The organism is Opitutia bacterium ISCC 52 (assembly GCA_014529675.2).
In the GTDB taxonomy this organism is placed as follows: Bacteria; Verrucomicrobiota; Verrucomicrobiia; order Opitutales; family UBA2995; genus UBA2995.
Genome location: CP076040.1, coordinates 1,869,144 through 1,882,221, shown reverse-complemented (window position 1 = coordinate 1,882,221; position 13,078 = coordinate 1,869,144). Strand labels below are relative to the sequence as shown.

The window sequence follows — 13,078 nt, the reverse complement described above, 5'->3', positions numbered from 1 at the left end:
TAACAGCAGTCATAAGGATGATAACTGTTTACCATCATGACTACAAAACAACTGTTTAAGAGCGTCCTCATTTTCTCTTTCGCCCTTAGCGGATTCGCACAAAAAGAAAGCGTCAACTCGGGGATTAATACATCTTACCTTAAAAAGGACCTGGTTGTTGAAGAATGGGTAGAACGCCTGCAAGCGGAAGGTCGCGAGGTATTCGACAACCGAGAAGCAATCGTCAAACGTCTCAACCTCAAACCAGGCATGGACATTGTCGACATCGGCGCCGGCACCGGAGCCCACCTCCCTTACTTCTCCAAAGCGGTTGGCAAAAACGGGAAAGTCTTTGCTGTAGATATCGTCCAAAAATTTCTCGACCACATTAATGAACAGGCTGAACAGAACAACTGGAAGAATGTAGAATCTGTCCTGTGCGGCGAACGCTCGATCAAACTCCCGAAAAACTCGGTGGATGTAGCCTTCATCTGCAACGTCTACCACCACTTTGAATATCCACTCGATTCGATTACCTCCACCCACAAGGCACTTCGCAAAGGAGGCCGTTTAGTACTCATTGATTTTAAGCGCATTCCCGGAGAGAGCTCTGAATGGATACTCGGACACATGCGAGCGGGCCAAGAAGTCTTTGAAGAAGAAATTATTTCTGCGGGTTTTAAGAAATCCGAAGAAGTCACGGATTTCCTCGAGGACAACTACATGGTCATCTTCGAAAAGATCGATTAGCTTGGGCGGTATAGAAAAAAGCGATTATCATCTGGTAGTCATTGGCGGGGGTGCCGCTGGATATTTTGCCGCGATAAGAGCAGCGGAATTATGTGATCCGTCTGAGCCTGTGCTCATTCTGGAAAAGGCACCCCAGGTATTGGGCAAAGTTCGTATTTCTGGTGGTGGCCGTTGCAACGTTACACAAGCCTGTTTTGACCCTCGGACTTTCGCTACCCACTATCCTCGGGGAGAAAAAGCACTCATCGGGCCACTCCATCGATGGGATGCCCAGAAAACGATCGATTGGTTTGAGGACCACGGAGTTCATACCAAGACAGAAAAGGACGGGCGCATGTTTCCAACAAGCGATAACTCTCAAACCATTATAGATTGTCTGTGCGAAACTGCCGAACAGCTTGGCATTGAAACCAGGACTAGAACGAATGTTGCGGAGATTTCCTATCAGGCAGATGCCCCCTACTCATTCAGCATACGCTGCGCAGAAGGTACGTCCATTCGGTCAAAGAACTTACTGATTGCAACAGGAGGAACCCGATCTGCGGCTTCTGAGTCACTCCTCAAGTTTTCTGGTCATACCATCCACCCGGCGGTTCCATCCCTTTTCACCTTTAACATCCCAAAGAATAGCTTGAGCGAACTGGCAGGGATTTCTGTAAAGCATGCAAGTGTTACCATTCCCTCGGTTAAGCTAAACAGTCATGGCCCTCTGCTCATCACTCATTGGGGGTTAAGCGGGCCAGCCATTCTCAAACTGTCTGCCTGGGGCGCACGCAAACTTCACTCAGTCGATTATACCTTTACGGTTTTTGTAAATTGGCTACCGAATGAAGATCTTGAGGCTTCCTTTGCTAAACTTCGCACCTCTGCCGGAAAACGATCACTACTGTCTCGATCCCCCTTCCCCGAATTACCCAAGCGTTTATGGGAGAAACTGATTGAGCGAGGAGAGATAGACGGCACATCTACCTGGTCACAGATATCCAAAAACCAACTAACACGACTGCATGAAACCCTGACCCATTGCGCCTTCAATGTTTCTGGCAAAAGCATGAACAAGGAAGAGTTCGTTACCTGCGGTGGAGTGGAACTCAATGAAGTCAGCCTGAGGACGATGGAAAGCCGCCGGATTCCTGGCCTCTATTTTGCAGGGGAAGTCCTCAACATTGATGGCATCACCGGTGGATTCAATTTCCAGAATGCCTGGACTACCGGATATCTAGCAGGATCGGCTATCGGCGAAACAAGTAGCCAATTTTGATTGCTGCGCTCGGAAAGATTCCCTTATTTACAGCTATACACCCCAAAAGCCTTTCCTAACGTATCCCGTGATCTCTCACTCCCTAAGAAAATTGAGACTTCTAGCCGCGGTTATTTTGACCGTCCCTATAGCTTCGCTTTGCGCCAATAAAGCGATCCTGCAGTCATTTAATAATGATATAGCGCCCTTGCTCGACAACTATTGTTATGACTGCCATGGATTCGGGATCAGTGAAGGCAATGTAGTTCTGGATGAATTCACCGCCGATAGCATAAGAGACCACGATCTCTGGCTTCGTGTCCTGAAAAATACACGAGCCCATGTCATGCCGCCGTTAGAGGAAGCGCAACCGACCCAAGAGGAAAGGCAAAAGCTAGCCGATTGGATCAAAGCAAAACCATTCAATATCGATCCGCAAAACCAGGACCCCGGACAAATGACGGTCCAACGGCTCAACCGTATTGAATACCAGAATACAGTCAACGACCTCCTGAACATAGACTACAACACACTGGACATTTTCCCTACTGATGATTCAGGAGAAGGCTTCGACAACATTGGTGATGTCTTAACCATTTCTCCGATGCTCCTGGAAAAATACCTGGACGCCGCTAACAACATCATTACCGAAACAGTCCCGACCCAATCTACCATAACACCTGAGCAATCCTGGTCCGAAGAATCACTGGTTAAGCTATTCTCGCCAGGTCTTCCCGAAGATGAAGACGAAGATAACCTTCAACTATCATTCTATTCACCCTCCACCAGGACAGCGAACTTTGAGATAGAAAACGCCGGCGATTATCAATTGATCATACGAATCAAGCCCAAGAGTTTCTCCTCATTCCGAGGGTTCGATTACAATGAATGTCACTTTACTTTCTCAGTCGACGAGGAAGCAATCTTCGAGGAGAATTACGTTTATACTTCGGGCAAGATCCACGAGTTTGCTTTCGATAGTACCTTCGATCCAGGTACACACACTTTCAGCACTTCGGTAGAACCACTCACGGATCTAGAAAAAGTTAAATCCCTCAAAATGGAAATTGAGGAAATTATTCTGCGTGGCCCGAGTGACCCGAAATACCAGGTAAAGCCTCCCAACTACGATAAGTTTTTCGCAGAAGGCGTGCCCGAGAGCAGTTGGAAACGCAAAAGCTATACGCGAGATATTCTGAGTGATTTTGCGACGAGAGCCTTCAGAAAGAAAGTAGATAGCAGCACAGTCAGTCGCCTGGCGAAACTAGCTGAGTCGGTTTCTTCTCAAGAAGGTAAAAGTTACGAAGACGGAATAGCCCAAGCCATGGTGGCCATTATGGCGGCCCCGAGTTTCATTTTTAGAGAAGAAGGCACGCTCCGAAAGCGCCGTGGAGAAACCCACCCACTCATTGATGAATACGCCCTGGCATCTCGCCTCTCCTATTTCCTCTGGTCCACCATGCCAGACGAGGAGTTATTCGAGCTGGCCGAAAAAAAGGAACTCCGGAAAAACCTGGAGGCACAGGTTGAGCGAATGATGGCCGACGAAAGATTAAACCAATTCATAGAAAACTTTGGAGGTCAGTGGTTGCACTCTCGAGACATCATGGGAGTCAACATCAGCGATTATGACGTATGGTTAAGGGAGAAAAACGATCCTGAACTCAGGGCAGCACGAGCCGAGTATCAAATCGTTCGAAATGTGCCAGAAGCCAGACGAACAGCTGAAGAGCAAGCTAGCTATGACCGCACTCGGGCCATTATCGTCGCCAGCAACGATGAAGAGCGCCCCGATTGGAGTGGCGGTCTAAAACGGGCGATGCAAGCGGAGACAGAACAGTTTTTCGAATACATCATTAAAGAGGATCGCAGCGTTCTGGAGCTTCTCGACAGCGACTACACCTTCGTCAACGAGCTACTCGCAAAACACTATGGTATCGAAGGCGTAGAAGGCTCAAAAACCAGAAAAGTTCAATTACCTCCAGACAGTCCCCGTGGAGGGGTACTCACCCAAGGGACTATTCTTGCATTTACTTCCAATCCAACTCGGACATCGCCCGTTAAGCGCGGAGTATTTATTCTGGAGAACATTCTCGGCACACCGCCCGCACCTCCTCCACCCGACGTGCCTGCTTTAGAAGATGCGGAAAACGAAGGAGAAGGCTCAGAAAAGACGCTTAGAAATATCCTCGCCATCCACCGGGAAGAACCGCTCTGTAGTTCCTGCCACAACCGTATGGACCCACTTGGATTAGCTTTGGAGAACTTCAATGCGATGGGCATGTGGCGCGATCAGGAGCTGGCAATGCCCATTGATAGCGAAGGAATCCTCATCACAGGAGAGTCATTTTCCACCATTCAAGAACTAAAACACATCCTTGCCACGGAGCGAAAACGTGATTTTTATTACTGCATAAGTGAAAAGCTGCTGACATATGCATTAGGTCGTAGCACAGAATATTATGACACCGAAACTCTGGATCATTTAGTAAACGAATTAGAAAAAAATGACGGCCGCCCTTCTGCCCTGTTGATGGCGATCGTCAAATCTGTTCCCTTTCAAAAAAGAAGACACCCTAATTTCAAACCCGAGTAAGTTATGCCACGCTCATCTTCACAATCCTACAACCTTAGTCGCCGGCACTTTCTTAAAGGCCTAGGCGCTGCCATCGCTCTTCCCACTTTTCAATCGGCCCTACCCGGCAATTTGCTGGCCAGCAAAACAGCACACCCCATGGCCACCACCGCGACAGGCGCACCTCTGCGAACAGCCTTTGTTACCTTCCCGAATGGAGCCATTCCAGCCTCATGGTGGCCAGAAGACTCTGAGAATGATTTTCAACTGAGTTCTACTCTTTCACCTTTAGAGTCCCAGAAAAATTCCTTGCAGGTCATTCAGGGTCTCGACCACCAGCACGCTACCGGAGCCAAAGATGGCGCAGGAGATCATGCTCGTGGAAATAGTGTTTTCCTGACCGGCGTTCGATTGAAAAAGAGTTCTACCGATATAAGGGCGGGCGTATCCATCGATCAGGCTATTGCCAATGAAGTCGGAGGCGAAACGCGTTTTCCCTCCATGGAGCTATCCTGCGATAAAGCTCGAGCTTCAGGTAGCTGTGATTCCGGCTACTCTTGCGCCTATCAGTACAACGTTTCCTGGAAAACCCCAACGACTCCAATGGCTCCAGAATCAAATCCAAGAAAGGTATTTGAACGACTTTTCGGAGAAGGCTCCCACGGAGAACGTGCTGCCAACGCACAGCGGCGTATGATCAATCGCCGGTCTATCCTCGACTTTGTCATGGACGATGCCAGACGCATGCAAAAGCGCCTCGGCCACCACGATCAGGATAAACTCGACCAATACCTGACCGGAGTTCGAGAAGTAGAACAACGCATTGAGCAAATGGAGCGCCTGGGGCCCAATATTGACCCAGGGGTAGCCACTCCTGAAGGCGTCCCATACAGCCACGGTGAGCACATCAATATCATGTATGAAATGATGCTCCTGGCCTTCCAAACAGACTCTACCCGCATCGCTACCTTAATCCTGGCACACGATGGCGACAATCGATCCCACGAGGAAATCGGAATTACCGAGGGGCACCACGAACTGACTCACCACAGAAACAAACAAGACCGAATCGATAAGGTAGCCAAGATTGACCATTGGTATGTGGAGCAATTCGCAAATTTCCTGAGCCGCCTGAACGAAGCCAACGACGTCGACGGTAATTCCATCCTTCACAACTCAATGATTTTGTACGGAAGTGGAAATGCGGATGGCAATAGGCACACGCACCACAATCTTCCCATCATACTAGCCGGACAAGGTGGAGGTGAATTGACCCCAGGGCGCTATGTGAAGAACGGGTCCGTTCCCGCAACCAATATGTTTCTGGGAATGGCAGATAAAATGGGTGTTCAAAATTTGCCTTCCTTCGGAGATTCGACTGGACGCCTAAGCAACATCTAGCGATTTTTTGCCACCATGGCACTCGAATTAAAACTCAAAGAAGGAGATAAAGCTCCTAGCTTCAAAACAGCAACCAGTGGCGGTGGCTCCATTTCATTAAATAATCTAGCGGGCAAACCGGTCGTCCTTTACTTTTATCCGAAGGATGACACTCCAGGCTGCACTAAACAGGCCTGTGGGATTCGAGATGCTTGGAAAGACTTCCAGGCAAGCGGAGCAGAAATATTCGGCGTCAGCGTCGATTCAGTACAAAAGCACGATAAATTTATCAAAAAATACGAGTTGCCATTCACTCTTTTGTCAGATGGTGAGAAAAAGATCGTCGAAGCCTACGGTGTGTGGGGAGAGAAGAAATTCATGGGGCGTGAGTATATGGGCACTCATCGCGTAACCTTCCTCATCGATGGATCAGGCGTAATTCGCAAAATCTGGCCAAAAGTGAAGCCAGAAGCACACGCAGCTGAGGTACTGCAGGCCATCGCAGAATTATAGAAAATCCCCAAGGAGCCACGGCCATGAAGCCTACATGAAGGCCGCTGACAAGAATCAGTTCGAGCAACATAAAAATTCCTAAGGATTGTCAGCCGTGCTCGTATTTAGCACGTTGCCAAAATGCCCCAATTTTCTGATTGGCAAAATCCAGCCGACCCACACCCAGAACTTGTCTATGGTGACAATGTCATCGCCACTTCTGAGCCGCATGCAACGCAAGCAGGCTTAGAGGTATTTCGCAAAGGCGGAAATGCAATAGACGCTGCGCTGGCCGCAGCCATTACGCTCACGGTAACTGAACCTTGTTCCAATGGAATTGGAAGCGATGGATTCTCAATCATCGCCAAAGATGGAAAGCTTCATGGCCTCAATGCTTCAGGGAAGTCTCCCAAGAGTTGGGATCGTGACTATTTCAAACAATTCGACTCGATGCCTAAGCATGGCTGGGATACCGTGACCACACCCGGAGCAGTAAGTCAGTGGGTAGAACTTCACAAACGTTTTGGCAGTGGCTCTTTCCAGGGATTATTTGAATCGGCTATCGAGCATGCTCGAAATGGATTTCCTTTGGGCGCTAAAGTTGCCATAAGATTTTGTGCAGCTCGTAAAACCTTTGCCGTGTTCCCTGAATTCCAAAGCACATTTCTTCCTGAAGGATTTGAGCCGCAAGCTGGATCCGTATTCAAAAACCCCGCACAAGCAGATACGCTCCAAGAAATCGCTGATACATACGGTGAATCATTCTATCGCGGCTCCTTAGCAAAAAAAATCTCCGCTCATGCAAGTGCCACCGGTGGTTGGCTCAGCGAAGATGACCTTGAGTCCCATGAAGCATTCTGGACTGACCCGATATCGATTGATTACCGAGGATTCCGCATCCACGAAATCCCACCGAACGGACAAGGATTGGTTGCCCTAATCGCCTTTGGTATACTCCAGGAATTTCCTCTAGGAAAATGGGATCCCAATTCATCCGATTCGATCCATGTACAAATCGAAGCAATAAAGGTAGGCTTCGCCGAAGGCTTCCAACATATCTGCGATCCGGAATCGTGGAACCCCAATGCCTTCCAGGTGCTTGATTCAGACTACCTCAAGAACCGTGCCCAATCCATATCCATGAAATTTGCGAGCAGTCCGGAACCTACTCATTTCCAGGACCATGGTACGGTTTACCTGTCGGCGGCTGATAAAGACGGGACAATGATCTCACTCATCCAGTCCAACTACATGGGTTTCGGTTCTGGTATTGTGGTACCGGGTACAGGAATTTCCCTTCAGAACCGCGGCGGTGGATTTTCACTTACCCCTGGTCATCCTAACGAGCTGGCTCCAGGAAAACGCCCCTTCCACACCATCATTCCCGCCATGGTCACTAAAGGCAAGGATCCACTTTTTTCCTTCGGCGTAATGGGTGGACACATGCAACCTCAAGGTCATGTCCAGGTCCTGAGCCGTATCCTGGATAACGAATGGAATCCACAAGCTTCCTCAAATGCTCCGCGCTGGATAGTTACCCCCGATTTTGAGATCGTCTTCGAAGAAGGGTTCGATCCTCAGATCATTGAGGAGCTCAAACACCGGGGTCACCGAGTAACCAGCAGTGATGATCCAACCCTCTACGGAGGACACCAAGGTGTCTTCAAACTTTCATCCGGCTATTGTGGCAGCAGCGACCACCGAAAGGATGGGTACGCGGGAATAGTATAAATCTTCCTCTTACTTTATTTGTTTCGAGAACGAGGATGAGGAGGACCTTTAAGTTTCATTCTTCCTCTATCAGCCCCAAACTACGCCGTCTCCGGCATGAAGGTCGGCATTACAATGCCTTTGATCTCAGGAGCCTCGCCCAATACTTGCCCCACATGCATTTCACAATTTCTAGCTCCAAGTGCATACATGGCACCGACTAATTCACGATTGTTAGCCGGGAGAAGAAATACAGGGCTTTTTCCCTTATGGTTGTTCAACTCAGTTTGAATGAGCGCTGTGGCGATCTGAGGAGATTGAGCCAGGCCTGGTCCAAGCATATTACTCCCTGGATGGGCAACCGAGACCAAAGCTCCTACCACCGTGCCAGATGCATCCTCGGCCACCGTTGAGTGCCAGATACCTCGTTTGTTTTCGATAAAATAAGCCCAGTCACCCTGCCTGGAAGTTTGCCAGATTTCACCTTCCAGGGTATTAATTGTAGATTCATCCCCTGCTCTTGCCTCGCGAATTGAGATTCCTGGAACGGAATCCACTTCCACCCCTGATTCAGGTACCTTGATCATCACATCCTGATAAATAGCAAATGGAGCCATTCCCTGGCGCGTGTACAAAGAATAAGAGTCTAAATTGAATGCACTGGAAACTAAACGAACCGGTAGATCCCGATCTTTGGCAATATCCATTATGGCGATCAGCAATGCCTTCGCCACACCCTTCCGACCAATAGCTGGGTGCGTATTCATGATACCCAGCGAGACGTGGGTTTTCCTGGGATGGTAGAAACAGGACCCCAGGATGGTTTCATCGCCCGTGAGTGCGACCAGGCAACAGCCAGGATCAATATCCCCATAGACATCTGTAAAAATGCGGCAGTCTTTCCACTTTCCTCGAAAAATTCGATTATGCCCATGGGTCTCATACCAATGATTGGTGGATTCGTATATGAGCTCGGCCACCTTATCAGCTTCCTCGGGCTGCATAGCACGTATGGTAAAACCAGGTCCTGTTCTTTCGTTTTTCATGTAAATTGGGGAAAGTAACAGCGAAACCCTAGTCGAAGGCCCTGACAACTCTTTGTCATGGTTATTCTGTTACAATTTGGTGTATGATTAAAACTAAGGTCTTTTCCCTGGGGAAATTTTCTGATCTTATCATCTGGAATTAGTCTTCTTTCTACTATCGCGGTTCATAAAACGCTTTGTCTTATTACCCCAAGGCACCGTAGTTTTACCTAATTACCAACCTAATCGACTCAATCAAATGACTCTAACTACCAGATCGCAGCTCTCAGCCTTGATGTTCGTCCAATTTTTCATCTGGGGATGCTGGTATGCATTCATCGGAGCCTACATCAGTGCTATTGGTTTCACCCCGGGTCAACAGGGTGCCGTCTTTTCAACAGTCGCTCTAGGTGGCATCATTTCGCCATTTTTTATTGGTATGATCGCGGACCGGTTTTTCTCAGCCCAACGGGTGCTGGCGGTCCTTCATTTAGTGGGTGGTATTCTCCTCTGGATCGTCGCAGGCGTTACGGATCCTACAACGTTCTATTGGATTCTCCTCGCTCACACGATTTGCTTCATGCCTACCCTTGCCTTGGTTAATACGATCTCGTTCCACCAAATGACTGATACAGGGAAAGAGTTTCCAGGTATTCGCGTTCTAGGAACGATTGGCTGGATTGCCGCTGGAATTCTTATCGGAACGCTCGATATGGAAGTCTCCGCCAATATCTTCAAAATTGCTGCTGTAGTTTCAATTGCCTTGGCCATCTACTCTCTATTTCTTCCCAATACTCCACCGCAGGCGAAAGGAAAATCAGTATCCATTCGCGACGTGTTGGGACTCGACTCCCTTGTTTTACTGAAGGACCGCTCCTACGCCGTCTTCATCGTAAGTTCCCTCCTGATCTGCATCCCACTCACATTTTACTATGGGCAAACCTCTGCTTTCATGGAGGAACTGGCGATCAAAAACACGGGTACTAAAATGACATTTGGCCAAATGTCTGAAATTTTCTTCCTGCTCGTCATGCCCTTCTTTTTTGTCCGCTTGGGCATCAAAAAGATGCTACTCATCGGAATGCTAGCGTGGACGATTCGATATGTTCTCTTCGCCTATGCGGACGCAGGATCGATGGTATGGATGCTATACGCCGGTATCATTCTTCACGGCATTTGCTTCGATTTCTTTTTCGTATCGGGTCAAATCTATGTCGACAAGTGCGCTCCCGAGGAAATACGAGCTTCCGCACAGGGCTTCATAAGCTTTGTAACCTATGGAGTAGGTATGTTCATAGGCTCCTATGTGATGGGTGCAGCCTTGCAATCCAGCACGCTCGAAATCGGCGGAATCGACTGGAAAAAATTCTGGTTCATCCCAGCAGTGATGGCCTTAGTCGTAATGATCTTCTTCGCATTGGTGTTCAAGGAGCCAAAGGCTTCCGAGGAAGAAGCATCCGCTTAAGATTAGAATAGCATGACCAGGGCGTAATGCGCCTTGTAACAGTTACGCAATTTTTCGATCAGGAGATTTGCCAGGTTCGGGGTAGCTAATCTATAACCCTATCCCGTGAAACCCTGGAAATTTTATCTTCTCTTAGTTGTGTCTTTTGCTTCGTTGCTTTCTGGGCACGAAGAAGAGGCCTTCGAGTCCTCGGTAACTTCCGGTCCCACACCCTGGACGAACTTGGAGTTCCAAAACGATCCAGACAACTTTCAGTTTGCCATCGTAACTGACCGCACTGGAAGCCCGAGAGCCGGGATATTCGAAGATGCCGTCATGAAATTGAACTGGCTAATGCCTGAGTTTGTCATGTCGGTTGGAGACCTGATTCGTGGTGGTGGAGCGAACGAAGCAGAGATCGAACAAGAGTGGGTCGAATTCGATGAAATGGTCGAGCCACTTAAAATGCCGTTCTTCTACCTGGCTGGAAATCATGACATCCGAGCCAAGCATAAGGACAACGCCGCTACCTCCGAAGAAATGACCAGCCAGTGGAACAAGCGCCTAGGGCCCACCTATTATTACTATGTCTACAAGGATGTGCTATTCCTCGCCATATTTTCCAATGATGGATTGGAACAGCATATCGACCTGGAACAAATCGAATTCTTCAAGCAAGTGCTCGAAGAGCATCAAGACGTGCGTTGGACCATGGTTTTTATCCATCACCCGCTTTGGACTTATCCCCATAAGACGAACTTTGAAAAGGTGGAAAACATCCTCGAAAACCGAAAGCACACTATCTTTGCTGGCCATCAACATTTCTACCGTCACTTCGAGCGCAAAAACACAAACTATTACACCTTGGCTACTACCGGCGGCGGGAGCCCTTTACTGGGAAACAGCTTTGGTCAATTTGATCATGTAACCTGGGTCACGATGACGGACGAAGGTCCTGTTTTAGCCAACCTACGACTCGATGGTATCTTGCCACACGATGTGTCCAATACCGCCTCCGCTACTTGGGGTAGCCAATTGGTGCAAAGCTCGTTGGTTGAGAGCAGCGTATTTCTTAAAGGCAATAATCCGGTAAAGCAGGGAATTGCTTACCTGCGAATCAAAAACCCCTCAGAGCATGAATTAAAAGTCGATGGTCGCTTCTTCCACAATCATCTGGTTAATGTAAAACCGGAAACCATTTCTCGAGTCCTGGCTCCAGGTTCCGAAACAACCATCGAAATCGCACTCGAAGCTTCGCACCCATTTTCGGTATCCGATGGCGTAGTCCTGGAAATGGATAGCACCTTTCGCTACGACCTTGAAAAATTCCCTGAGCTGGAGATCTCAAAGACTATCGGCTTTAAAATCGAGAATAGCGTATTCAATGCCACCCAAATCAAGCAGGCCGTATTCTCAAACCAACAGAAGGTCACTTTTCAAGAACCACCGCCGAATACAGTTATTCGATACACTACAGATGGTTCCAAGCCATCCTCGAAATCCCCTATCTATAAAACTCCCATTCAGTTAAAGAAGTCGACCACGGTAAACGCGCAGCTGTTTACACCCGAAGGTTTCAAAAGCCAGATTGACTCGGCTGTATTCAAAAAGATCAAACCTGGTAAAGGATTGCTCTGCGATGTCTACGAATACGACGAATCAAAAGGCCGATGGAATGTGGTCCCGGACTACAGCTCCATGACTCCCCTGACAACCAAGGTCATACACGATCTTCATCCATTAAAGGCCGCCGACAAGAAAGAGGTATTTGGCTTGGTTTATCGGGGACAAATCAAACTGCCCGAATCTGGCAACTACACTTTCACCACCGTATCTGACGACGGCATCATATTATTCATAGATAACGAAGCGGTTGTTACCGATGAAGTGAAACACCCTGTTCGAGTCTCCTCGAGCGAGCCCGGGTGGTTCGACAAGGGAAAGCACGCTATCGAAATCCATTACTTCCAACACGCGCGAGAGTATGCTTTGGAACTGCACTATTCCGTCAATGGGAGTGAGAAAAAGCCGATCCCCTTCAAGTGGTTTAGCTTTGAGTGAGGAGATAGCTGAAGAATGAAGTCCTACTGCAAGAAATGAATTTAGAACAAATCGATCATCTAGCGATTAGCTGTCAGGATCCTGAACGATCGAAAGACTGGTACACGCAGGTGTTAGGATTTGAACACATTTATCAAGGTGAATGGAACGGCGTTCCCATTTTCCTCAAACTCGGTTCTACAGCCATAGCGCTTTTCCCAGAATCGCACACGTCACGACTCCAGCCCAACACCGCCAAGGGCATCAGTCACTTTGCACTGCGCGCAGAGAGTCAAAGTGATTTTAAGACGGCTCAAAAAGAACTCAGGGATCGCGACATTGCTTTCGATTTCCAGGATCACGATATCTCTCATTCCATCTATTTTAATGATCCGGATGGACATCGTTTGGAGATAAAGACTTACGACACGATGTAGCGAACT

10 protein-coding genes are annotated in these 13,078 nt (G+C 48.3%); 9 read left to right on the top strand and 1 reads right to left on the bottom strand.

Annotation, left to right across the window (positions count from 1 at the left end):
* The first annotated feature begins 36 nt into the window (after window positions 1–36).
* The 6 genes from GA003_08085 to GA003_08060 all read left to right on the top strand — a co-directional run bounded on the left by GA003_08085 (window position 37) and on the right by GA003_08060 (window position 8,147).
* Window positions 37–729 carry a methyltransferase domain-containing protein gene (locus tag GA003_08085; protein ID QXD29907.1) on the top strand — a complete coding sequence of 231 codons (693 nt, stop codon included), beginning with the start codon at window positions 37–39 and terminating at the stop codon, window positions 727–729.
* Between the two features lie 10 nt (window positions 730–739).
* Entirely contained in the window at window positions 740–1,990 is a 1,251-nt protein-coding gene (locus GA003_08080; protein QXD30376.1) for an NAD(P)/FAD-dependent oxidoreductase, read from the top strand.
* Window positions 1,991–2,105: 115 nt separating this feature from the next.
* Entirely contained in the window at window positions 2,106–4,565 is a 2,460-nt protein-coding gene (locus GA003_08075) for a DUF1592 domain-containing protein (protein QXD29906.1), read from the top strand.
* Between the two features lie 3 nt (window positions 4,566–4,568).
* Window positions 4,569–5,945, top strand: a complete 1,377-nt coding sequence (locus GA003_08070) for a DUF1552 domain-containing protein (protein ID QXD29905.1) — start codon at window positions 4,569–4,571, stop codon at window positions 5,943–5,945.
* Window positions 5,946–5,960: 15 nt separating this feature from the next.
* Window positions 5,961–6,437 (top strand): thioredoxin-dependent thiol peroxidase, encoded by a 477-nt coding sequence (gene bcp / locus GA003_08065; protein ID QXD29904.1) that lies wholly within the window; start codon window positions 5,961–5,963, stop codon window positions 6,435–6,437.
* Between the two features lie 120 nt (window positions 6,438–6,557).
* On the top strand, window positions 6,558–8,147 hold the full coding sequence (locus tag GA003_08060; protein ID QXD29903.1) for a gamma-glutamyltransferase family protein: 1,590 nt from the start codon (window positions 6,558–6,560) through the stop codon (window positions 8,145–8,147).
* Between the two features lie 80 nt (window positions 8,148–8,227).
* On the opposite strand, the gene GA003_08055 is transcribed toward GA003_08060, so the two are convergent.
* On the bottom strand, window positions 8,228–9,172 hold the full coding sequence (locus tag GA003_08055) for a GNAT family N-acetyltransferase (GenBank protein ID QXD29902.1): 945 nt from the start codon (window positions 9,170–9,172) through the stop codon (window positions 8,228–8,230).
* 238 nt (window positions 9,173–9,410) lie between these two features.
* On the opposite strand from GA003_08055, the gene GA003_08050 reads away from it, so the two are divergent.
* The 3 genes from GA003_08050 (at window position 9,411) to GA003_08040 (ending at window position 13,072) form a co-directional block, all read left to right on the top strand.
* Window positions 9,411–10,616: a nucleoside permease gene (locus GA003_08050; GenBank protein QXD29901.1), complete on the top strand. Its 1,206-nt coding sequence runs from the start codon at window positions 9,411–9,413 to the stop codon at window positions 10,614–10,616.
* A 105-nt stretch (window positions 10,617–10,721) separates the two neighbouring features.
* The gene (locus GA003_08045) at window positions 10,722–12,656 is read left to right on the top strand and encodes a chitobiase/beta-hexosaminidase C-terminal domain-containing protein (GenBank protein QXD29900.1); all 1,935 of its coding nucleotides are present in this window, start codon (window positions 10,722–10,724) and stop codon (window positions 12,654–12,656) included.
* A 35-nt stretch (window positions 12,657–12,691) separates the two neighbouring features.
* Entirely contained in the window at window positions 12,692–13,072 is a 381-nt protein-coding gene (locus GA003_08040; protein ID QXD29899.1) for a VOC family protein, read from the top strand.
* Window positions 13,073–13,078: the final 6 nt, after the last annotated feature.

Coding starts and splice junctions, on each gene's coding strand:
- GA003_08085 (QXD29907.1), top strand. CDS start 37: ATGACTACAAAACAACTGTTTAAGAGCGTCCTCATTTTCTCTTTCGCC.
- GA003_08070 (QXD29905.1), top strand. CDS start 4,569: ATGCCACGCTCATCTTCACAATCCTACAACCTTAGTCGCCGGCACTTT.
- bcp (QXD29904.1), top strand. CDS start 5,961: ATGGCACTCGAATTAAAACTCAAAGAAGGAGATAAAGCTCCTAGCTTC.
- GA003_08060 (QXD29903.1), top strand. CDS start 6,558: ATGCCCCAATTTTCTGATTGGCAAAATCCAGCCGACCCACACCCAGAA.
- GA003_08055 (QXD29902.1), bottom strand. CDS start 9,172: ATGAAAAACGAAAGAACAGGACCTGGTTTTACCATACGTGCTATGCAG.
- GA003_08050 (QXD29901.1), top strand. CDS start 9,411: ATGACTCTAACTACCAGATCGCAGCTCTCAGCCTTGATGTTCGTCCAA.
- GA003_08040 (QXD29899.1), top strand. CDS start 12,692: ATGAATTTAGAACAAATCGATCATCTAGCGATTAGCTGTCAGGATCCT.